19 protein-coding genes and 2 other annotated features are annotated in these 23977 nt (G+C 41.9%); of the genes, 2 read left to right on the forward strand and 17 right to left on the reverse strand.

What is annotated here, in order from left to right:
* Positions 1-8: 8 nt before the first annotated feature.
* The 15 genes from rplU to BSM4216_RS11300 form a co-directional block, all read right to left on the reverse strand.
* Positions 9-317 (reverse strand): 50S ribosomal protein L21, encoded by a 309-nt coding sequence (gene rplU / locus BSM4216_RS11220; RefSeq protein WP_003355519.1) that lies wholly within the window; start codon positions 315-317, stop codon positions 9-11.
* 13 nt (positions 318-330) lie between these two features.
* Positions 331-409, reverse strand: a sequence feature (ribosomal protein L21 leader region).
* A 47-nt stretch (positions 410-456) separates the two neighbouring features.
* Positions 457-1920 (reverse strand): Rne/Rng family ribonuclease, encoded by a 1464-nt coding sequence (locus BSM4216_RS11225; RefSeq protein WP_048623765.1) that lies wholly within the window; start codon positions 1918-1920, stop codon positions 457-459.
* A 256-nt stretch (positions 1921-2176) separates the two neighbouring features.
* Entirely contained in the window at positions 2177-3043 is an 867-nt protein-coding gene (locus BSM4216_RS11230) for a M50 family metallopeptidase (protein ID WP_048623766.1), read from the reverse strand.
* Positions 3036-3806, reverse strand: a complete 771-nt coding sequence (locus BSM4216_RS11235; protein WP_048623767.1) for a M23 family metallopeptidase — start codon at positions 3804-3806, stop codon at positions 3036-3038. Before BSM4216_RS11235 ends, BSM4216_RS11230 begins: the two co-directional genes overlap by 8 nt.
* A 170-nt stretch (positions 3807-3976) precedes the next feature.
* On the reverse strand, positions 3977-4786 hold the full coding sequence (minD, locus tag BSM4216_RS11240) for a septum site-determining protein MinD (protein ID WP_003355523.1): 810 nt from the start codon (positions 4784-4786) through the stop codon (positions 3977-3979).
* Position 4787: 1 nt separating this feature from the next.
* Positions 4788-5465 carry a septum site-determining protein MinC gene (gene minC, locus BSM4216_RS11245; protein ID WP_003355524.1) on the reverse strand — a complete coding sequence of 226 codons (678 nt, stop codon included), beginning with the start codon at positions 5463-5465 and terminating at the stop codon, positions 4788-4790.
* A gap of 201 nt (positions 5466-5666) precedes the next feature.
* The gene (gene mreD, locus BSM4216_RS11250; protein WP_003355526.1) at positions 5667-6185 is read right to left on the reverse strand and encodes a rod shape-determining protein MreD; all 519 of its coding nucleotides are present in this window, start codon (positions 6183-6185) and stop codon (positions 5667-5669) included.
* Complete coding sequence (gene mreC / locus BSM4216_RS11255) at positions 6182-7084, reverse strand: rod shape-determining protein MreC (RefSeq protein ID WP_003355527.1); 903 nt, start codon at positions 7082-7084, stop codon at positions 6182-6184. Before mreC ends, mreD begins: the two co-directional genes overlap by 4 nt.
* Before the next feature lie 209 nt (positions 7085-7293).
* A complete protein-coding gene (locus BSM4216_RS11260) occupies positions 7294-8307 on the reverse strand; it encodes a rod shape-determining protein (RefSeq protein ID WP_048623768.1) in 1014 nt (337 codons plus the stop codon).
* Positions 8308-8687: 380 nt separating this feature from the next.
* Positions 8688-9377, reverse strand: a complete 690-nt coding sequence (gene radC / locus BSM4216_RS11265) for a RadC family protein (protein WP_003355529.1) — start codon at positions 9375-9377, stop codon at positions 8688-8690.
* A gap of 379 nt (positions 9378-9756) precedes the next feature.
* Positions 9757-10332 carry a Maf family protein gene (locus BSM4216_RS11270; protein ID WP_048623769.1) on the reverse strand — a complete coding sequence of 192 codons (576 nt, stop codon included), beginning with the start codon at positions 10330-10332 and terminating at the stop codon, positions 9757-9759.
* Between the two features lie 230 nt (positions 10333-10562).
* Positions 10563-11930, reverse strand: coding sequence for an ISLre2 family transposase (locus BSM4216_RS11280; protein ID WP_003355652.1), 1368 nt, complete (start codon positions 11928-11930; stop codon positions 10563-10565).
* A 907-nt stretch (positions 11931-12837) separates the two neighbouring features.
* On the reverse strand, positions 12838-13839 hold the full coding sequence (locus tag BSM4216_RS11285; protein ID WP_048623771.1) for an SPOR domain-containing protein: 1002 nt from the start codon (positions 13837-13839) through the stop codon (positions 12838-12840).
* Positions 13840-14694: 855 nt separating this feature from the next.
* Positions 14695-15987, reverse strand: a complete 1293-nt coding sequence (locus BSM4216_RS11295) for a bifunctional folylpolyglutamate synthase/dihydrofolate synthase (RefSeq protein WP_048623773.1) — start codon at positions 15985-15987, stop codon at positions 14695-14697.
* 165 nt (positions 15988-16152) lie between these two features.
* Entirely contained in the window at positions 16153-18777 is a 2625-nt protein-coding gene (locus BSM4216_RS11300; protein ID WP_371836637.1) for a valine--tRNA ligase, read from the reverse strand.
* Positions 18778-18841: 64 nt separating this feature from the next.
* Positions 18842-19062 (reverse strand) — a binding site (T-box leader).
* A gap of 314 nt (positions 19063-19376) precedes the next feature.
* Between BSM4216_RS11300 and BSM4216_RS11305 the strand changes: the two genes are divergently transcribed.
* Both BSM4216_RS11305 and BSM4216_RS11310 read left to right on the forward strand, forming a co-directional pair.
* Entirely contained in the window at positions 19377-20666 is a 1290-nt protein-coding gene (locus BSM4216_RS11305; RefSeq protein ID WP_048623775.1) for a dicarboxylate/amino acid:cation symporter, read from the forward strand.
* A 175-nt stretch (positions 20667-20841) separates the two neighbouring features.
* Positions 20842-21033 carry a hypothetical protein gene (locus BSM4216_RS11310; RefSeq protein WP_040341825.1) on the forward strand — a complete coding sequence of 64 codons (192 nt, stop codon included), beginning with the start codon at positions 20842-20844 and terminating at the stop codon, positions 21031-21033.
* A 153-nt stretch (positions 21034-21186) separates the two neighbouring features.
* Here the strand turns inward: BSM4216_RS11310 and ysxE are convergent, their stop codons facing one another.
* Together ysxE and BSM4216_RS11320 are read right to left on the reverse strand one after the other, a co-directional pair.
* Positions 21187-22203 (reverse strand): spore coat protein YsxE, encoded by a 1017-nt coding sequence (gene ysxE, locus BSM4216_RS11315; RefSeq protein WP_048623776.1) that lies wholly within the window; start codon positions 22201-22203, stop codon positions 21187-21189.
* A 49-nt stretch (positions 22204-22252) separates the two neighbouring features.
* Entirely contained in the window at positions 22253-23419 is a 1167-nt protein-coding gene (locus tag BSM4216_RS11320) for a LysM peptidoglycan-binding domain-containing protein (protein WP_048623777.1), read from the reverse strand.
* Positions 23420-23977: the final 558 nt, after the last annotated feature.

Raw genomic sequence — 23977 nt, forward strand, 5'->3', positions numbered from 1 at the left:
ATATCGCCTTACGCGTTGATTTTTTCAATCACGACTTTTGTGTAAGGTTGACGATGACCTTGTTTGCGGCGATAATTTTTCTTTGGTTTATATTTAAAAACAACGATTTTTTTGCCGCGGCCATGTTTTTCCACTTTGCCAGTGACCGTTGCACCTTCTACAAGTGGAGTACCTACTTTTACATCTTCGCCGCCTACGAATAAAACTTTGTCAAAAGTCACAGTTTCTCCTTCAGCAGCATCCACTTTTTCGATATAAACAGTTTGACCTTCTTCCACTTTCAACTGTTTTCCGCCAGTTTCAATAATAGCGTACATTTACTGCACCTCCTTAATAACTAAGACTCGCCAATGGCAGGTGTTTCGCAAAGCGAAAACTTAAAACCTGTTATGAGCGGTTGTAGCACGGGTGCTACAATAATAACATTGAGATTTTACCATCTTTTATAAAAGAGTGTCAACCTTTTTTCGGTCTTTCTCCTAGCAATTTCATTTCTTCCTCTGTTCCCAGTCGGCTGATTTCTCCAAAAGGATGTGGCCGATTGACAATCCTATAGAATATTTTTTTCTTTAGAAGATTCTCTAAATGAAAATGATCGCCATTTTGTTCGCCGGCAAATGCTTTTTTGACATCCTCCGTTACATCAAGCAAAACAGCTTCTTGATCCTGTCTCGCATATTCGAAAAGAGCTCTCTCCATTTGAAAAGCAGTCGTTGCTGCGCTTAAAACTCTTCCTTTCCCCATACAAACAGGGCAAGGCTCCGTCAACGTTTCCAGCAGGGAGTTTTTCGTTTTCTTTCTTGTCAGCTGGAGTAATCCGAGAGAAGTAAATTCGTACACGTTCACGCTTTTCGGATCCTTTGCTGTTTCTTCCTCCAGCACTGCCCGGATTTGTTCTCTATCTTTGTCCGAGTCCATATTAATAAAATCGATTAAAATGATGCCGCTTATATCACGCAATCGAATCTGCCTTGGAATTTCCCTTGCTGCTTCGATATTTGAGAGAAAAGCAGTATGACGAAAATCGCTTTTCCCCGTATATTTCCCCGAATTTACATCAATAACTGTCATCGCTTCCGTTTTTTCAATAATGACATATCCGCCGCTTGGAAGCCAGACAATTTGTTTTAATGCCTTTTGTATCTCCGCATCAAGGTCAAAAGTGGAAAAAAGATCTTGCGGATGATGATGAAGCTCACAACGCCAATGTTGACTGGAGAAACGGGCATCGCTAGTAATCAACTTTTGAAAAGCAGGATCGTCCACAATCAGCGACCCGCTCTTTAATCTGATCATTTGAGCGATCGCTTCTTCCTTAAACGGATCTCTTTGAAATAATAAAGAAGGGGCTTTTTTATTCGGTATTTGGGACAATACCTTTCTATGCATTTCCCGCAACGCCACCCATTCCTTTTCAATTTCTGTTTTTTCACCAGCGGCAACAGAAGTTCTTAAAATGACGCCTTCCTGCTCTTTTTTCATTTGTTGTGCCCATTGTTTCCAGTTTTCTCGTTCTTCTTGACCCATTTTTCTTGAAACGGCGATATGATTTCCTGCCGGTATATAGACTAAATACATCCCGGGCCATTCTATGAGGGCCGTCAACTCAGGACCTTTATGATCAGTGGCATCTTTTTTTACTTGAACCGCTATCTTTTCCCCTTCGAACACTAATTGTGAAATCGGCAATTGGCGGGAATCAGGAATTTGATCTTTAGGCAAATAACCGTTTTTTCCGATTCCGATATCGACAAAACAAGCGTTCATGCCCGGCTCAATTTTTTGGATAACCCCGTAATAAATATTTCCGACAATGGATTGATGCGAAGGCTGAAAAATATGAAATTGATCCGCTTTTCCGTCGCGGAGAACTGCCATGCGCTTTTCCCGGCCTTTTGCACTTACGATAATTTGATTCATCATTCCACCCTTTTCAACATATCCACATTAAAACAAAAAAACTTTTTGTCGCTGGAAGATAAAAAAATAGGTGCAAATGTCTCAAATCTATCTGTAAGAAACATTCCACCTTCCTTGATATCTCAGCAAAAATCTGAACATAACCGATTGGTCACATCCATATTCGATCCATGTACGTCTGTCAAAAAAAGATTTATCATGTAAATGGAAAAACAGCACCTCGTCCACTATACTTTACTCATTTCGTCAGCACCCGTCAATAATAATAAAGAAGGTCGCCAATTTTCACCGTTGTTTGTTTTTCAGAGAAATAGGCGTGTAACACTTCATTTTCATCTAATTTTCCTTTTTCTTCTCCATTTTCCATCACAATGATCGGATGTTTGACTCCCCGTTGAAACTGCATTAATACAGTCGATAAAACCGTATCGCTCGATACAGTGATCGGTTTAAGCTGATGTATCCCCCTTCGATTTCCGTAATAACGTTCAAGCAAAAAGCGCATCATCACATAATGACGTTGTTTCCATTCTTGCCAAAGCGAAAAATATAAGAATGAGAGAACAATCCAAAGATGGAGTTGAAACGGAGCCCATATCAAAACCATTGCATGCAGGCAAACGAGCAAAAAAAAGGAACTAACGACTGTCCACTGCATAGCGCTCAAAAAAGTTTTGACTCTTGACAGTATGAGCAAGATTAATTTTCCGCCATCCAGCGGCCAAATCGGCAATAAATTAAAACAAAGAATCATCCAATTGTACATAAGAAAATCATCATAAAATACTTTCGGAACTATATGAAAAGAATACAACAGTGCGGCTAATCCCATCATCCATACATGTTGAATCGGACCAGCGATGACGACCAGCAATTCTTCATGCAAAGGTCGATTTCCGTGTTCATCCATTTCCGCCACTCCGCCGAACGGGAGCAACGATACTTTTCTGATTCTCCACGAAAAAAACAGGGCTGTAAAAAAGTGCCCCATTTCATGGATGGCAATAATACATAACACCATGATTAAATCGAAAAAGTATCCAGTGGCAACGCTAATTCCGATCACCAGCCAAAGAAGAGGATGAATATGAATTTTTGAAAAAAAAGTGACGGCTTTATTCAAATTTGATCACCTTGTTTGGATCGATGTAATGATCGTCTTGTTTGATTGCAAAATAAAATTCACCAGAAGTTCCGTCTGCCCGGTCTTTCGCCTTTCCGATTGCTTCCCCCGCCTGAACGCGTTGATAGGGCTCCACAGAAATGGATTGCAATTGCCCATACCAAGATTCGGATTGATCAGGATGCTGAATGACTACTGTATTCCCCGTTTCGGCTTCTTTCCCGGCAAAGATGACAAGCCCATCTTTCATCGCATCTACTACTTCCCCTTTTCCTGTCTTCACCATGACTCCTTTTCCATTCGCTTGAAATGTTTCCACCACTTTTCCGGACGCCGGAACGGCCAAATCCTTTTTTGGTTTGTCCACTGTGACTGTTTTTTCTTTCTGCGGCCATATGGCCAAGGGCTTCCCAAACTGTTTTTCATACCAGTTGGCAATGGAGGCAAACTGAATGTCTGTTTCCATTGCTTGGCGTATCCACTTTTGACTGTCGACCATCACAGGTGATTGGCTTTTAAATACAATCGCGGTCCCCAAAACAAGCGCTCCCGAAGCCAATATTTTAAAGAGAAACCATTCCTTTTTCACGAAAGGCCTGTACTCATCATTTGGAGCTTCGTAATCAATGGCTTGGTGATCAAATTCCATTTCTTCTCCAAATGCCATATTGATAGGCTGAAAGGCGCGCTGATTGGCTTGACGTCGTTTTTCCCTGTTTCGTTTCGCAATTCTTTTCTTAATTTCCTTTTTTCGATCCTTCATCTCTCATCCCTCTTTGCTCCGTTTATGTTCCATCTTATGACTTGTCCAGAGAGAGTATGACTATTGCCCATCATTTCAAAGAAAGGAGAGACAAAAAAAATCGGCCTCTTCTTTGGTCAGAATATCCCAAAGCAAAGCCGAATCGTTTCCTGAAAATGTTCTTTCAAAATTTATTTGCTCCGAATGCCAAAAAACTTTTTAATTCGCGAAAAAACTCCTTCTTTTTCTGTTTCAAGCGGTTGAAGAGGGATGGATTCACCGAGGATTCGCCGGGCAATATTCCGAAAAGCAATAGACGCCCGATTATTCGGATCATGTGCAATCGGTTCCCCTGCATTCGAAGATTTAATCACTTCATCGTCATCTACCACGATTCCGAGCAAATCAATGGACAAATGGGTTGTAATTTCATCGACATCCAACATTTCACCATTTTCCACCATATGGCTGCGAATGCGATTGATCACAAGCTTAGGTGGCTCAATATGACTTTCTTTTTCCAAAAGACCAATGATCCGATCAGCATCCCGTACCGCCGATTTTTCGGGAGTGGTAACCACTATGGCCTTATCCGCTCCTGCCACTGCATTTCGATAGCCTTGCTCAATGCCTGCAGGACAATCGATTAAGATATAATCAAAATCCTGTTTCAATTCTTCAACCAGCTTTTTTATTTGTTCCGGAGAAACAGCCGACTTGTCGCTCGTTTGCGCAGCTGGAAGCAGAAAAAGCAGATCATTAAACCGCTTGTCTTTCACGAGAGCCTGATGAATTTTACAACGCCCTTCTGCAACATCCACCAAATCGTAAATAATTCTATTTTCCAATCCCAATACCACGTCTAAATTTCGTAGTCCAATATCTGTATCTACTAAACATACTTTTTTATCTAATAGAGCAAGAGCTGTCCCTAAATTGGCAGAAGTGGTTGTTTTTCCGACTCCGCCTTTTCCAGATGTTATGACGATCGCCTCACCCACTTTATTGTCCCCCTTTAAATCTCGTAATATTTGGTCTAAGATGTTTTAAAACTTGCAAACGATCGACGACAATTTGGTTGGATTCATTTATGTAGGCACACTCCATTTCATGACTCTCATCTTCGCTATATTCATCAGGAGCTCTATTTAAACAGTTGCTAATCCTTAACTGTGTTGGAACCATTTTTGAAGCGACAATAACCGCTTCATCATTGCCATAGCATCCGGCGTGAGCAATCCCTTTTAAGGATCCCATAATAAAAATATTGCCGCCCGCCATCACCATACCGCCAGGATTGACGTCTCCAACCAACAGCAAATCACCCGGAACTTCGATCACTTGACCTGAACGAACAATGCTGGCGATGGTGATAATTTCGCTTTCTTGTTTCCATCGCATAGCCTCCTCTATTGAGACTACATTCATGGAAACATCTTCTACAATTAAATTCTTTTTTGAACCGATCAACTCTTTAATTTGATTAATTTGTTGGTCTGTCAAATAACGATTGCCTGTTTGGATTTTCACGGAGATAAGCGGTGAATCGTCGTCTTGATGATCCAACAATATTTTTTCCTGCAATTCTTCAAGCAGTTCTTCATAGGAACAACGATCATTTAAATGAAGGGTCAATCCGTCCTTTGTTCCTTTCATCACAACATTTTGGCTTTTCTTCATGGCGCACTGTTCACCTCTGTCGTCCAGTAATTCGACATCCATTCGGCGTTTTCCTTTTTTATAGTCATGTTCCGATTATGTGAATTCCATATAAAAGAGAACGATTCGTTTCGCATTCTTTGTTGCGTTGGTTCCAACGTGCTTTTTGATACAGGGGGGCTTTACCATATCGTCCATTCCCACTAAAAATGAAACATTGCTTTACGCATCCAAAATCTCTCGCCTCAAACGAGTGAACACATTTTTTAACAGTCCTCCGAATACTAGATAAAAAGCAAGATTCAGAATAAGAGTCGCCCATAGCCGATCAGACAAAAATTGTCCAAATGTAAGATCCGTGCGCTGGATTAATAAATTTAAAGCATAAAGTATGGATTCTAAAACGGAAAGATCGATCACCACAACCAAAGCAACGATCAAAAAATCACTTTGCAAGACCTTCATCAATTTGGATGTAATATAAACAATAAACGGGAAAACAAACATATAGACACCTAACATTTCGGTATAGAACACATCAAATAGCAGACCAAATATAAATCCATATTTTATGGCTGTGGATCGATTGTAAAAAATCGTCATTAAAATAAGAGCCACCGCAAAAAAACGGGGAGCTAATATCCACCTGCCATCCAGCACAGATTCCGGGGTCCAGTTAAAAAACACATTTTCACTCAGGAAACATGCAACCATAATAAGAGGAAGAAGAAACTGTTTCACATTTCCCCCTCCCCATCAACTGTGCTTTGCTGCTGTTGTGAATTATCTGAAGCCATACTCGCGGTTCTCATTTTCCGTTTGACAACCATCACGTGTTCAAGATCATACATATCTGCCGCCGGTTTGATATAAGCTGTTTGCGTCAGACCGAATTGGTCCGGCACCAATTTTTTCACTTTGCCAATTAAAAGCCCTTTCGGGAAAACACCGCCAAGTCCAGAAGTGATGACGCTATCTCCTTTTTTAATTTTCGCATTGAACGGGATATCCTTTAACAGCAAATATCCTTTATCTTGATCGTAACCTTCAATGAGGCCGTAAACGTTTTTCTTCGATTGAATCACCGCTGAAATTCTGTTTTTTGGATCTTGCGCACTCAACAATTCAACCGAAGCCGTAAACTTTGCCGCACTTTTTACTTTGCCGATCAATCCATTCGCCGTTTGAACCGCCATACCGGGTTTTACCCCTGCCGCTTTTCCTTTATCGATCGTGACAAGATCAAACCACCGGTCCGGATTACGCGCAATGACCGTTGCTTGTATAACGCTATAATCTGACAGGCTTTCTTGTTTTTTCAAGACTGCCCGCAACTCTTGATTATCTTTTTTCAATCGGTTAACTTCACTTTCAATTTGCCCCAATTGTGCTAAATGGGCTTTTAACTTTTCATTCTCTTGATATGTATTTTTTAAATTCTGAATATCTTCAAAAAAATTCGTTATAGCGCCAGCAGGCTTTGAAACAACGGATTGTCCTAAACCAACAATATCTTTTACAAATTGTTCCGGCCAAGAGATATTTGCTTTATTGCGCAGGGAATATCCGATCAATGCCACGAGAACGATAATGCTGACAAGAAGAACTATAAGACGTTTATTCGAAAAAAACTGTGGCATGAAGTACACCTCTATTTTATCCTTTTTTCATCAACGGATGAAATCAAAAGTCATCAGCAGATAGGCTTCCCAATCGGCAAAAAAACAGGGGCAGCTGGTTTCAAGAATGAGAAAACTTTTTTATTTACTGTGCGCCAGCCGCCTCTTTTGCCGCTTGCCGCCCCATTTTCACGGGCGGAAGGGAATCCTATTTGCGATAAAAATCAATCTTATCTTGCTTTATTTTTGAACATATGAATATGATCGAGCGCTTTACCCGTTCCAACGGCTACACAATCAAGAGGATTTTCGGCAATGATCACAGGCATATTCGTTTCTTGGCTAATCACTTTGTCTAAATTGCGAAGCAGAGCTCCTCCCCCAGTCAATACAATTCCTCTATCCATAATATCAGCAGCCAGTTCCGGAGGAGTCTTTTCCAACGTGCTTTTCACGGTATCCACAATAGCATAGACGGTATCTTTTAAGGCAGTGGCAATTTCCTTCGCGGAAATTTCAATCGTTTGTGGCAATCCTGTTAACAGGTCTCGGCCGCGAATATCCATTTTTTCGACTTCCGCTTCACCATCTGCCGATCCGATTTCCATTTTAACAATTTCCGCTGTTCTATCTCCAATTAATAAATTATACTGCTTACGAATGTACGCAATGATCGCTTCATCCATTTCATCACCTGCCACTCTTAATGACTGGCTCGTCACGATGCCGCCCAAGGAAATAATCGCTACTTCAGTCGTTCCTCCGCCAATATCCACAACCATGCTTCCCGTCGGCTCCCATACCGGCAAATTAGCGCCTATAGCCGCTGCAAACGGTTCTTCAATGGTATAGGCATCCCTTGCACCCGCTTGACGAGTGGCATCGATCACGGCTCTTTCTTCCACTGCCGTAATCCCCGAAGGAACGCATACCATCACATATGGTTTTCGCGTAAAAAAGCCTTTATTCTTAGTTGCTTGAGAAATGTAATACTTCATCATGGTAGCTGTCGTTTCGTAATCCGCGATGACTCCGTCTTTCATCGGACGAGTAGCCACCACATTTCCAGGAGTCCGTCCGATCATATTTTTAGCATCATTTCCCACTGCCACAATTTGTTTTGTATCTGTCTGAATGGCGACCACGGAAGGCTCCCGTACGACAATTCCTTTTCCTTTTGCATAAACAAGTGTATTGGCCGTTCCCAAATCGATTCCTAAGTCTCTTGCTCCAATTCCAAACATTGTTGTATCTCCCTTTCTAACTGATACGAAATAGCAATTGAAAATGTGATCTCTGCAAAAGCCATCCATTAGGTAAGCACGTTTTTTTGCTGCCTAATAGGATTTCCCGCTTTAAAAAAGACTGTTAAAGAAGCGAACCAGTTCGAATGCTTGAATTGCCTTTTTGTGGTTCTCATTCCAACTGATGCCCCTTTAGTGCCACAACTTGATAAACTGTCGTTTCTCCCACAGCGGCAATGTGAGCAGAAAAAACCAAGGCAAGGCTTTCAAAACGCGCCTAACCCTCTAGATTCTGATGGCCCTATTCTCCATTGGAATTCGAAAAAACTTGTAAAAATCATAAATTATATTATAGCGTAACCCCCAGAAAAATCATAGCATTATAAGTAGCCTTTTTCTTTTAAACTAATGTATTTTTGGTCGCCGATAATGAGATGATCGAGAACTTCAATTCCGATGATTTTTCCACACTCAGCTAAACGTTTGGTCACCTCAATATCTTCTCGGCTAGGCGTCGGATCACCGGATGGGTGGTTGTGAAAGCAAATAATGGAGGCAGCGGAGCGGCGAAGCGCTTCTTTAAACACTTCCCTAGGATGAACAATCGAAGCATTCAAACTACCGATAAAAATGGTTTGTTTGTGGAGAACTTGATTTTTGGTGTTAAGGAAGAGGCACACGAAATGTTCTTGTGTTAAAAACCGCATTTCTTGCATGACATAATTTGCACCGTCTTCGGGAGAGCGGATAACATACCGTTCGTCTAATGAAAGACTGTGGATACGTCTGCCCAGTTCCAGCGCCGCCATGATTTGAACAGCTTTCGCCCGACCAATTCCTTTAATAGAGGTAATTTCTTCTAAAGTAGCATCTTTTAACATTCGTAATCCTTCGAACTGATTTAATAGCCGATTTGCCAGCTGCAAGACGGACTCTTCTTTTGTCCCCGACTGAAGAAGAATGGCGATCAATTCATGGTTGGACAAGCTGTGCGCTCCTTTTAATATCAGTCGTTCCCGCGGCCGATCTTCACGTGGAACGTTATGGATCCTAAGCGATTCTTTTGACAAATTTGATCCTCCTTGTATCAATATTGGTTTATCATCTGTTCTCCGCTCACTCATGAAAACGGAGTCAAAAAAGGAATTGTGCTTTGGTTCGCCGGACTTTTCTATTTGTAAAATGAGGAGGAAAGAATAGAACGGTATCGTGATCATCCCCGTTATATCAGAGGTTCTAATAAAGGGGATTCCAATACGATGCCTTCATTTCCTTGGTAAAAGATCGGGCAAGCCATGACAAGGAAAATTTCAGGGGTGTCTTTTCTTTTTGGAAGATTCGCATAGAAATAAACTTGCGTGTAATAGCGGTTCCTGACAAGCCAATCCGTTTTTACAACAGCTCCAATGCCACTTTCTTAGATGAAAGGCTCTGTCTTCCTCTTTCATCTCATGAAACAAATGGCCGATATCCCATTTCTTTTAATGTCCAGAATACCCTTGCTATTGGCAGTCCTACCACCGAAAAAAAGTCGCCATGAATTTCTTTGACGAATATTGACCCCAGACCTTGGATTCCGTATGCACCCGCTTTATCAAACGATTCCCCGCTGTTGAGATAGTCATCTATTACATCATCAGGCAATGTCCAAAAGGTAACATCCGTCCGTTCATAGAAAACGCGTTGCTGCTCCCCATGTACAATGGCTGTTCCGGTATAAACGGAGTGGGTTTGTCCAGACAGCATCTTCAACATGTTCTTAGCTTCCTCACGGCTTTTCGGTTTTCCTAAAATTTGATTGTGAATAGACACCATTGTATCAGCTCCAATAACAAAAGCTTCCGGTGCATGAGATGCCACTGCTTTTGCTTTTTGGAGGGCAAGAGACATTACCGCTTCATCAGGGGGAGCTTCTGGTGAGATCTTCTCTTCTACATGGCTGATTTCAACTGTAAAGGGGATATTCAGTCTTTGAAGAAGTGCTTTTCTGCGTGGAGAACTAGAAGCCAAAATCAATTTTTGCATACCTTCACGTTCCTTTCATGTCAGGGAGATACACGTCTATTTTACCAATATTCACCTTATAGTACAAATCCTTCAATCCTTTCGAGTCAGTCAAGACTTTGTGGGAATTTTTTTGGTTCGCTGAAAATAGATGTAAGTCATAGGTTAGCGAACCATTTTTTTGAATTTCATCCGTAAGCGCTTTCGGACTCTCATCCCTTGCCATGACAGACGAATATGTATACCTTTTTTTACCATCCCTTGAATTCAGACAGGGCATGATAGATCGGAGTCCCGGACGATTGCTGTAAATATGGCACGTTATTCCGCGTTACCTCTGGAAGAAGACGGCGGATGCGTTGTTTCGCCTTGTTCACGATCGTCTGTTTGGTAGATGCCGTTTCCTCCGCCGGATGCGACGATTCTTCTCCTAAACGATGTCCGAAAAGACGAATCCCATCCATCCGGGCAATCATTGCCTTGAAAAACGCCCTGAGTCCCTTGTCTGTCCAACTGCGGCGGTATTTCACCCGATACGCCAGCTGGCTCATCACGCTTTCAGCCCTCCCCATCGGATACATGCCCGTTGTGTCCACTCCTTGCTCCTTCAGCCATTCCCGGTAATCACGGATGCATCCCGGCATCGATTCGATCCGGTGGATCAAGGCAGCCAGCTGTTGTTCTTTCGCTTCGTCCCCCAGCGTGCCGAGGGCGCTGTTCAGTTCCACAAGCAGCTTCTCTTCATCCTGCTTCGCCAGCTTTTGCCGAATCGCCTGCCACCGTGGATGGCCCGAGAGGCATTGGCGCAACTCACGCGCCACGTGGAATCGATCCAATTGGAAGCAGACCCGTCCTTTGAAATACTCCCGGCACGCGGTAATCCATGGAGCGCCGTCCCCGTTGATGACAAGAAGATCCCGACACGGATCATAGGCATATTCGTTCATCAAAAATTCCTCGAAGCCTTCCCACACCTCCCCCTTGCCTTCATGGACGTAATGGCGCTGATTCACGAATTCGATCCGTGAGCCGTTGCGCTTCCATCCTTCGTGAACGGTCAGGATTTTGTCTTCCTTGGCCCGTTTTCCCTTCCCTTGGAGAGAGACAAACAGTCCATCGGCCTCCACAAACAGCACCCGTCCATATCGCTGGTCAACCGGGCAGTGCAGCGGAACTTCAGCCTCGAGCACCAACTGGCGGATCGTCTCATGGCTCATCACCGGATACCCGACCATCTGGGCAAGCGTATGAGCCGCTTTGCGATAGGAAGAGCACTCCACAGCCAATCCCATCGCCGTTTCTTCTAGACAAGGGCTGATTGACTGCGATCCATCAAACGCTAAAAAGGAATCAAGCAAAAACGTGTAACGGTTTTGTTCTCGGTCTAAATAGTAGTTTCGCTCAAAGGTAACTTCGCCAAACAAGGTTTGAATCGTGGTGCGTCGTTTGTCTTTCAAGTGGTACCGGCGCTTGTCCCGGGTTTCCGCCAATTGTCGGTCGATGTCCTCCAACAGAGCCGTAAACAGCTCGGTGAAGGCGTTTTGCAAGGCTCGAAACAAATCAAGTTCGATCTCTTTCCATGTCAACGAATTTGTGGTAAGATGTTGTTGAATATTCATGGGACTCTCTCCTCCTGTTTGATGGTGTGAACAATGATCATCTTACCAGGGAGAGAGTCCTTTTTTCATGTTTCCTGCTTGGGATCCTACCGCACTTTGCTTGGTGGCCCCGATGAGGGGGATTGCGAACCTACGTTCCCAACCCCCTCATCGGGGAATTCTAAGAATTTCTCCCACAAACATTTTACTCACACAATCCTTTCACCATTCATCTTTTACTTTAAATTTTGACGATTTAAGTAGGACCAATCCTTTGTTTTTTGTAAACATAGGAAACTGTTTTGTCATTCTTTCATTTAAAAAATTTACAGGGTATAAAAACAAAAAATTCAGACAATTCCAAGAGGGTTCGGGTGTAGTTAGTTTGTCAACTCCTTAAATTCTACTTTGTTCATCCTTCACTCAGTCCGATTTACCGTTGACAAACAGCAAGCAAAAGTTTTCTTTACCTGTAAAACTAAGGTCGTGATAATAAGTATTAAAGCAAAAATTTAGGGATTCCTTTATTTTAGGAATCCCTAGAAAAAAACAATGCTAGTTATGTTTTAAATTCTTTTTGCCACTAAGTAATTGAGTAAACTTGACTACCCCAAACATTGCCATTGCAAAAAACAATACTGATATTACGCTTGAAACGATCATTCCAGTACCTCCCTTATTTTATGGAAGTACAACGTTTTCCTTTAATTGTTGCTCTTAACCAGCCGTTTCAACCACCAAAATCCCTAATTGGAGTCCCGACGTAAAATACAATGTTGCTTGTTTAGAGTTATCTACTTTTAGTTTACTTGATTTTACTCACCGTTTAAGCGACAGAACAACAAAAACCAGATCCTTATCGAAGCGAATTCAATACTGCATCCAACTGACTTTCCGTTTTGACGGACGCCCTGCAAAGAATCAAAAACTACTTTGCAGAGGAATAGGCGCCGATAAATTTCAACAGTTGTTCTTGGGCATCAATGCCTTTTTGTCGATCCGCTTGCTTGCTCAAATGAACGATATCCTTTCCAGCCTCTAATAGTGATTTTTGCATGGTTTTTAAAGCAGTTGTTTTAGGAGTTTGTTTTTCTACTTTTTGCAAATTAGATTGAATGATGTCTCGATTGGCTAAATCGGCTCCTTTGTTCAGAACAATATTGGCACTCTCCGCCGAAAGCAGCTGAAACAAAGAAACGTATTGCTCCACCAGGCCAGTGTCGCTTTTAGCAGCTTGGATCTTTCTTTCCGGTATCGTAAAAGTTTTCGCATAAACATCCACTTTTTTTTCTTTCCAAAGACTGCCTAACTTCTTTGCATCTTCAATCGATCCAGCCGTACCCAATAGAAGAACGTATTGTCCATCCTGCATGAACGTTTCGGCAGGGACCCCTTTATCTTTCACTTTTTTCAGCACCTCTTGCGCTGCTTCTTCTTTGCTGAAAATACCTCCCTGAACAATCGACGCCGAAAGTTCTGGAAGTACAAGCGTTTCCTCCTTATTGCTTTTTGCCGGCACAGTTCCTTGCTGGGAAGAGCGGACCTGCTTAACCGGTGTTCCCGCATCCGCATTCGTGACAACTTTAACAATCACAAAGCCGAGCATGATGCCGACAATCATAGCGCTGACTATGGATAACGCAAGCGATGCAGCCTGTTTTCCTCCCACTGATCTTTTTCCGCTTTTTTTCTTTCCTTTAGAGGTTGAAACATATTCTATTTTATGAAAGCCTTGATCCTCTCCCATTTTTTGAACTTCTTCTTCTGGAAGGACCCACGCAAAAGATTCATTTTCTTCGCCACTGTTTTTTTCAATCGCCGCAGCAGTCTCCTTTTGACTGGTATTCCAACGATGAGTGATTGAGTTCTTCTTTTCCGATTCTTTCCCATCTAGTACAATTTTGATCGTGCGATTTTTTTGCTCGTCCAATTTGCCTGCCCTCCCCGTGCATTCTTATTGCCTTATCCTAGCACACTCAATCAAAAAAAGAACAAGAGTTTTGTCGTCTTTTAAAGGCAGTTTGTCGTCAAATTTTTTCACTGCTTTTCTATTTTCGCAAGGCATGCATGAGAAAACGGTCGTAAATTTTCTAAAATATTCGCTTGCCCACTCGAAATGTCCCTTATTTTCCGCCAAAAATGTTAAGATCACGAATCATTCTCTCAAGATCATTACAAAACTTTATTTCAATAGCAAGCAAAAATTTTTTCTTATGTATAGTTGATGAAGTCTCTAAGTTATGGCATCGCCATTGACTTATAAACGTTATTTTGAAGGGTAGTTGTTGCATCACGGGAAGGCCGCATATGTAGATTCCCTTGCTATCATCAAAATGGATTTATTGACTCGTTATGACGACAAATCTTTAATCAAGAAAATACGTGTCGAATGGTAGAATAATCGTTGGATAAAAAAGCTATCAAAAAATAGTTTCTCCTTCGCCCGGACAGTCGATTTTTATATGAGAATAACAATTTTGATTCAACAACAAGAAAACTATTTCGAGCAAAAAAAGAAGACCCGCTACGAGTCTTCCTGATCGTTTTTCCTGCAAAGGGCAGTAAGACCTCTTCTCAATAAAGCTAACTGTCCCTGATGCCGATTGGTTCCACTAACCATTCATGTTCCATGAATGGAAGTGTCACTTTATCCCGCATGAAGGGGCAGTAAGTTCCTTCCTCTCCAGAACATATAGGACTAATAGAGCTCCAATTGGAGGACAACTGCCCCTAATGCCCGATTGGTTCCACTAACCATTCATGTTCCATGAATGGAAGTGTCACTTTATTTGTTTTTTTGGAATGCTTTTTTCACTTCTGAAAGAAAATACAGCGAGCCTGTAATCATGAGCATTTCGTTTCCTTGAAGAGAGGCTGTTTTTTCCTTCAAGAAAGACGGCCACCCTTCTCCAATATACGTTCCGTTGCAGCCTGAAAATTCTTCTGGTCCGGCTGCTTTCGGAAAATCAAATGTGGCAAAAACAAGTTCATCCGCGATTTCTTCAAGCGATCGCACCATGTCGTCTATTTTTTTCGTTTTCAGCGCCGCAAAAAGAATCGTGAGTTTATATTCCGAATAACGCTGCCTTATCGTTTCGGTAAGCGCCTTGATCCCGTCAGGATTATGAGCGCCGTCCATCATGACTAAAGGCTTCTCGGACAAAACTTCCATTCTTCCTGGCCAAAACGCATTTTTTAATCCGTCGCGAATATGCTCCTCTTCAATTAAGAAAGAAAAGAACGTTTTCAAGTAGGAAGCCGCCATTAATGCAAGAGCAGCATTTTCGACTTGATGGACTCCTTTTAATCCGACAATTAAATCTTCCCAGCTTCCTAAAACGGATGAGAGGTTGATCTTTTCACCCTCCGGAACAGAAGCAACATGTTCGACCGAGAACTCTTTCCCCAATCGATAAAGGCTGGAACGGCCTTTTTTGCTTTTATTTTGAATGACAGCAAGAGCATCCTCTTGATGGACCGCCGTGATCACAGGGATTCCGTTTTTAATGATTCCTGCCTTTTCAAATGCAATTTTTTCAACAGTATCCCCCAAATACTCCATATGGTCCATTCCAATATTCGTAATCACCGTCAATATCGGAATAATCACGTTGGTGGAATCAAATCGTCCTCCCATACCCACCTCAAAAATGACTAGAGGAACCGGGCGGATTTTGGCAAAATAATAAATAGCCATCGCCGTAATGACTTCAAATTCTGATGGACCACCCCATTCTGTATTTTCCAGTTCTTCCGCCAATGGTTTAATCACATTGGTCAGCTGGACAATCTCTTCATTGCTAATGGGTTTGCCGTTCACGCTGATTCGTTCGTTAAATTGTTCGATATACGGGGAAGTAAAAGTTCCGACATGATAGCCCGCTTCTTGCAAAATGGAGCGGATCATTTCAACCGTTGACCCTTTGCCATTTGTCCCTCCGACATGTACGGCTTTCAAGCGGCGCTCCGGATGATCAAGCTTCTCCATCATCCATTCCATTCTCTTTAAACCCGGTTTTATTCCAAGCTTCAATCGTCCATGAATCCATTCTAACGCTTCTTCGTATGTATGAATCATTTTTCAATCCCCCCTTTATTACAATACTACTTGAGAAAAACGATTTCAAAAAAGAATACAAAAAAAGACTGGAAGGAAGGGGGAATAATGGCTTTGCAGAAGCAAATCCATTCCTCCTCATTTTCCAGTCCTTTTTCTTTTACGGAAAGCACATTCTGCTGGCTATTATAAATTTTGTAATTCGTTAATTCTTTCTTCGACAGCTTTTCGTTTTTCGAGATAGTCTTTTTCTTTTTGACGCTCTTCCTCAACCACTTTTTGAGGCGCCTTTTTCACGAAGTTTTCATTGCTGAGTTTTTTCTGTACTCTTTCCACTTCTTTATTCCATTTTTCCCATTCTTTTTTCAATCGGGCAATCTCTTCTTCCAAGTTGATTAAGCCTTCAAGCGGCAAGAAAATTTCCGCTCCCGTTACAACCGCCGTCATCGCTTTTTCCGGAGCCTCTATGTCCGTTGCAATCGTCAACGTTTCTGGATTGCAAAAACGTTCAAGATACACACGGTTTTTTTCCAGAACGGACAAAATATGTTCATCTTTTGCTTGTACCACCATTTTAATCGACTTGCTAAGAGGCGTATTCACTTCCGCCCGAATATTGCGGACAGAACGAATGATTTCCACCAGAAGCTTCATTTCATCAGCGGCTTCCGGATCAGAAAGTTCCGGACGAACGACCGGCCAGCTCGCAACGGTAATCGACTCTCCCTTATGAGGAAGATTTTGCCATATTTCCTCGGTAATAAACGGCATGAACGGATGCAGCAACCGCATCGTTTGATCCAATACGTACGCTAAAACGGAACGAGTCGTTTTCTTGGACACTTCATCATCGCCATAAAGAGGCAATTTGGCCATTTCGATATACCAATCGCAGAAGTCATCCCAAATAAAATTATATAATACCCGGCCGACTTCCCCGAATTCATAGCGTTCAGCAAGATTTGTCACAAGCTCGATGGTTTCATTCAAGCGGGTTAAAATCCATTTGTCCGCCACTGATTTCTCTCCGGTTAAATCAATTTCTTCATACGTGAGCCCGTTCATATTCATCATGGCAAACCGGGAAGCGTTCCAAATTTTATTGGCAAAATTCCAGACAGACTCAATTTTTTCAATACTGAAACGCAAATCTTGTCCCGGAGAACTTCCCGTTGCAAGGAAATAGCGGAGTGAATCAGCCCCGTATTGATCGATGACATCCATCGGGTCTACCCCGTTTCCAAGCGATTTGCTCATTTTTCGGCCTTCCGCATCACGGACAAGTCCATGAATAAGAACGTCCTTAAACGGCCGTTTCCTAGTAAATTCCAATCCTTGAAAAATCATTCTTGAGACCCAGAAGAAAATGATATCATACCCAGTGACAAGAGCATCAGTCGGATAATAGCGTTTGTAATCCGATGCTTCTGTATCCGGCCAACCCATAGTGGAAAATGGCCAAAGCGCCGAGCTGAACCATGTATCAAGAACGTCCGGATCCTGCTCCCAATTCTCAATATCTTTAGGCGGTTCCATATCAACGTAAATTTCACCGGTTTCTTTATGATACCAAGCCGGAATTCGATGGCCCCACCATAGCTGACGGGAAATGCACCAATCGCGGATGTTTTCCATCCAATGCAAGTACGTTTTTTCAAATCGTTCGGGTACAAAGTGAACTTTGTCTTTCCCTTTTTGCCATTCAATAGCCGCTTTAGCCAACGGTTCCATTTTCACGAACCATTGTGTTGATAAAAATGGTTCAACAACTGCGCCGCTTCGTTCAGAATGCCCAACTGAATGCATGTGTTCTTCAATTTTGAAAAGAACACCTTGTTCCTTTAGATCTTTAACAATCTGCTTACGGCATTCAAAACGGTCCATTCCTTGATATTGAAGGGCATTCTCATTCATGGTGCCGTCTTCGTTCATGACTAATATCCGTTCCAAATTATGGCGGTTGCCCACTTCAAAGTCATTCGGATCGTGCGCCGGCGTAATTTTTACGGCTCCGGAGCCAAATTCCATATCGACATATTCATCGCCGATAATCGGGATTTCCCGGCCAACGATCGGCAAAATCACCGTTTTGCCAATAAGATGCTTATACCGTTCATCATCCGGATGAACAGCTACCGCCGTATCACCCAGCATCGTTTCCGGACGGGTAGTCGCCACTTCAATATAGCCAGAACCGTCTTTGAGCGGATATTTCATATGGTAGAAAGCGCCTTTTACTTCTTTATAGACGACTTCAATATCGGACAAAGCTGTTTTCGTCACCGGGTCCCAGTTGATGATGTACTCTCCGCGATAAATGAGCCCTTTGCGGTAAAGAGAAACGAACACTTTTCTAACCGCTTTTGAAAGTCCTTCATCGAGAGTAAAACGTTCACGGCTATAGTCCAGGCCAAGGCCGAGTTTAGCCCATTGTTTACGAATAAAATCGGCATACTCTTTTTTCCATTTCCAAACTTCCTCTAAAAACTTTTCCCGGCCTAGATCGTAGCGGGACTTTCCTTCTTCCCGAAGTTTTTGCTCCACTTTTGCCTGCGTAGCAATTCCTGCATGGTCCATGCCCGGAAGCCAAAGGACATCGTAACCTTGCATGCGTTTCATACGCGTTAAAATGTCTTGCAAAGTAGTATCCCAAGCATGCCCCAAATGAAGCTTTCCGGTCACATTGGGCGGCGGGATCACAATCGTATAAGGTTGTTTTTCTGGATCATCTTTTGCTTCAAAAAATTTACCGTTTACCCACCATTCGTATCTTCCCGCTTCTACAGCGCGCGGGTCATACTTTGGCGGCATCTTCACATCGTGATTCTCCACAGCGTTTCCTCCTTTTCAATTCAAAATAAAAAACTCCCATCGCCAAAAGGACGAAAGGAGTTGTCTTCGTGGTACCACCTTTTTTCCGGATCGAAATCCGGCACTCTTTCGGATAACGGGTTTTCCCGGCTTCGGCTACTAAATCGTTTCACAGAAGCAGCTCGAGGGCGACCTTCCGATGAATCCGCTCAGGAATCTTTCAGCCATGGATTCCCTCTCTAAAAGAGCGGTGATCACCGTACTCCTCCCTTTCCAAGCCATTAATCGATACTATATTATCATTCAGCTTTTATCTTTTTTCGTTGTCGCAATAACAGCGTTCCTTCTGTTTCAACCATTATATTAGCGAATTTGCCACCAGTTCGTCAATGATTATCGCCATTTTTCCTGTTTTTTAGACAATGCTGTTGTCTTTTTCGATATAAAAATTAAAACGGAAGTTGAGAAGTTTAAACTATTTTTCGAATATTTCGTTTCGATAAAAATTTGCAAAAAATATTATTATATAGTAATGACGAAGATTTAAACCTGTTATATAATAGATTTTGAAAGCGATCACGAAAAGGGGGAACACCAAAGTGAGGATCAACTTCAATAATTTAACCGTAAGGGTTATTATTGGAATTTTATTAGGAATCATTGTCGGCATCCTATTTCCAGAATTTGCATCAAAGCTAAAAATTTTAGCTGATTGGTTCATTAAATTAATTAAAATGTTGATAGCGCCTATTATCTTCTTAACCGTTGTCACAGGAATCGGCGGCATGGGAGATATGAAAAAAGTCGGACGGATCGGCGGAAAGGCCCTTATTTATTTTGAAGTCGTCAGCACTATAGCATTAGCGATCGGCATGATCGTCGTCAATATCGTCCAACCAGGCAAAGGCTTTGATTTATCCGGTGCTAAACACGAAGATATTTCCCAGTATGTATCACAAGCAAAAGAAACAGGGCACGGTTTTATTGATTTTATTTCCAGCATCATTCCGGACAGCGTTGTAGGAGCGTTGGCTAAAGGCGATTTACTTCCTATTTTATTTTTTGCTGTCTTATTTGGACTCGCAGCAGCGTCCTTGGGAAAAAAAGTATCACCTGTCATCAAATTGTTTGAACAATTAACAGATATTTTCTTTAAAATTGTCAATATGATTATGAAATTTTCTCCGATTGCTGCATTTGGAGCCATGGCCTACACCATCGGACAATTCGGAGTTGGATCCCTTGTCAACCTCGGAAAACTGATGGGTTCCATCTACTTAACTATGTTCCTATTTGTTTTTATTATTCTCGGATTGATTGCCAAATTGTTTAAATTTAATATTTTAAAATTTATCGCTTATATTAAAGAAGAACTACTGCTCGTTTTAGGTACGTCTTCTTCTGAATCCGCTTTACCGACTTTAATGAAAAAATTAGAAAATTTCGGTTGTTCTAAATCCGTTGTGGGTCTTGTCGTTCCAACCGGCTACTCCTTTAATTTGGATGGAACAGCCATCTATCTATCGATGGCAGCGATGTTTATTGCCCAGGCTTACGGGGTTCATTTAACCATCGGACATCAAATTATGCTGCTTGCTCTTTTGATGTTGACCTCAAAAGGAGCAGCTGGGGTGACTGGCTCTGGTTTTATTACGCTCGCAGCGACGCTTTCAGCTTTTCCGATGATACCCGTTGAAGGAATCGCATTGTTAATCGGCGTCGATCGATTTATGTCAGAAGCGCGCGCCATTACGAATATCATTGGAAATGCAGTTGCAACGGTTGTCATATCCAAAACAGAAAAAGAATTTGATCGCTTCTCCACTCATCCTGTAGTAAGTACGGAAAAACATTGGGGGACGAATTCAGAACAGTCTATAACCAAATAAAACAAAAAGCTGGCATAAAAGTTCAATCTTTCTGCAACAGGGAGCATATCGGTTCTAACAAGAATCATAAGTGCTCGTAGAAAGAGTGTTGAACTTTAAGCCGGCTTTTTTTGTTTCCTCACCAATTATCCCGATTGACATAGGATATAGTACACTACTCAGGAAGGTGTCCAGTATGCGAAAAAAGTATAATCCTCTCCTCTTGCCGCCATGGCTCCAAGTCGTAAGAGCAGTTGCTCGGCAATTAATCATTCCCTTTACCATTTTCCAAGCGATTCGGACGATTTTTTTGCCGACCACTTTTGATGTTATTTTACTCTCAATATTTGTCCTTCTTGCCATTGCCTTATATTGGGAATGGATTTAGAGTCTTCATTTCTAAAAGAAGGCTGCTATGCCCATTCCAACGAAAAGCGGGGAGCCGTTGTTAAAGACTTCCATCCTCACATGAAACAAAACGAAAAAAGTTCCTTCCAAACAACCGCAGCAAAGCTCACCGTTTCATGCCACTTTACATTTTTTATGAAGAATTGCCTCCCTGTTTTTCTTTTTTTGCTTGTTCATTCTCCAATATCCGCATGACGATATATTCTACATTTCGAAGCTGCCAATAGTCATGTTGAAGAGTGCGGACAAACTGTTTTTCATCCTTATTCACATCGGTTTCCGAATACTTTTCCAGAGTCGATAAAATTTGTCCGGGGTAAGATAAATAACTAAGAAATAACGACATTTCATCTTCTTTCAACGGAAAATAGGCAAAATAAGTCATAATCCATTCCAAACATTCGTCGTGCTTTGTTGGATACGTTTTTAGGGTCCGGGATAAGAACGGAAGAAGATCCCGAATCGGAAGGGCCGTTTGTGAACGTTCAAAGTTGGAGAAATAACCTAGTCCGTCTTCATTATAAAGAAAATGTTCCGGCGACAGTTTTCCGTGTATGATCACCGTACGCACCGTTTTATTTTCTTTTGACGCTTCATACCACTCTTCCAACTTTTCTTTTGAGAATTGAAGAGCTTGCAAAATTTGAATATAGTACAAACTGGATAACAGTTGAAAAGGCGACATATAAATTTCTTGTTCACAGCTTGTGATCCATTGTTCTAAAAATTCTTCCTGTTTCTCCCACTCTGCTTTCATTCTTTCAAAGTGCTGCTTTCTTTCCTCCTGATCCACCGGTATTTCCCGTGTGGACAAAGTGTGGAGTCTTGCGAGCTCACGGAACATTTGCTGATGGCGTTGGCTTCTCCCTTCCTTTTCATTGCCGGTTAGCCAGGGCATTAAATAATAAAGATGATGGCCATAAAGAACCCCGTAGCGTCCATCCAATGTCGGATAAACCGGAACGAGGCGATGATAGCCTTTTTGAAACAGAAGTTGAAGCGAGCGGATAAATTCCATCCCCTCGTTTGCTGGAATTCTTTTGACGGCGAACACTCCTTTATCGGTATGGACCTTCGCCACTTTCCCAAAAAGCTCATAGAAGGTCAGAGATAATCCATAGTTTTGAAGTATCGCTTGCATATCCTCCATACCTTCACCTGCTTTAAAAGAAGCGAGCAGGAATGAACCTGCTCGACGTCTAATGTTTTGCCGTTTTGGATTCCGGAATATACAGAACTTGCCCTCCGGAGACACTTTGTGTCGTTTCTAACTGATTTTCCTTTATAATTTGTTGAACGCTTACTTCATACCGCTCCGCAATTTGGTCAATCGTTTCACCATTTTGGACAATGCAAACTTTTAATTTTGCAGGCTTCTCTTCATCCTTCCTGGCAAAAAATTCTTTGAGCGATATGGATTCATAATGCTTTTTCTTTTTGAACATCTTTTGTTTAGGTTTTTTCTCTTCTTGTTCTTTCGAATCCTCTTCTTCCGTCGATTCGTTTTCCTCCGCTTCACTTTGATGAGACGTTTCACCTTTGTGTTCGGCTGCATTTTCAATGAATATGTTTTCTTCTTCCGAATCAAAAAATGCTGGTTCTTTTTCGAAATACCCTTCCTTTCGATCAGCTTGCTCTTTACGTGGCGCCTCTCCTGATTGATTTTTCAGTTCTTTCCATTCTTCCTCTTCCGAAAACCTTTCTCCTATAGAAGCTTCTTCTTCCTCCTCTGGAAAGTTTTCTGTTTTTTCCTTTCTTTTTGCTTCAGCATAAAACGTTCCTTCTTCTTCCTCTAGTTCTGCATCTTGTTCCGAAAAAAGCGGGTAAATTCTTTCCTGTTCGTTCTTTTCCTCTTCTAATATTTCTTGATGCCGTTCCCGAGGAAACACCTCCACTTCTTCTATTTCTTCTTCCAATGAGAACGTCTCGTTATCTGTCTGTCTTGCGGCTGTACCGTCAATCGTTAAATCCACTGTCAGCTTTAAGCAAGATTTTTCCGGTATTTCATAATCGAACGTTTCAATGCTTACTTCAATATCTTCCAATGAATGCACCCTGCTTTTTGGAATCGATATATCAATGGGGAAGCCGTGGAAAAACTCCATCCCTCCTTCGTCGTCCACCCTCACTTCTTGAACATACTTCCCATTGGTTAACTGATCTTCCTCTTCGATTGCTTCTTCTACGGAAAGATATTCACCCGACAGCCTTAACTGCCCTCGAATGACAACGAAATTTTCTTGTTCTTCAACTACAATCTCTGGATCCAAAGAAATGGATATCAATTCCTCTACTTCCTGTCCCTTTCGAAACCAAAGCGTTTCTTCCAAAGAAAAGCGCAAACTTGATTGATCATTCTGTACCAAACGGATTCCTCCTTTCCAAGTTCAAACTGTTTTATAAAAGAACTTACTATCAGCAAAAATCCGGTATCCTTTGATTCTGCTCAAGTACGTCATCGAAGTTTTCCATCCAGTAGCCGATTTTTCATCAGCCCTAAAACAAAGACCCGCTGCTCTCAAGATTCGCTTTATTTTCAATCTATGCTCAAGTTTTCTGGAATATGTTTATTTGCGTAATAATTGATTTTTTATCAAAGAAGGAAATAAACTGCCCAAATTCAGTAAAATATTCCGGGAACACCGCTTTTTTCATGTATTAGGCAGCGTTGATGATCGCAAAATTCACTTGCCCTCCGCGGACGATCCGCAAATTTTCATTGCCAGTGCCGGTAAAAGTGAACATCGAATTCTGGCGGTTGCCATCACCCAGACACTTTCTGAAACAAGACTCCTTCAAAAAGAACTCCTAGAAATCGAGTAGGAGGGAGCGATTAACTCCCGTCCTCTCACACCACCGTACGTACGGTTCCGTATACGGCGGTTCAATTAAGATAATTGACGCAAGTCTTTATAACTTCCGTG

The sequence above is a fragment of the Bacillus smithii genome, from assembly GCF_001050115.1.
Classification (GTDB): domain Bacteria; phylum Bacillota; class Bacilli; order Bacillales; family DSM-4216; genus Bacillus_O; species Bacillus_O smithii.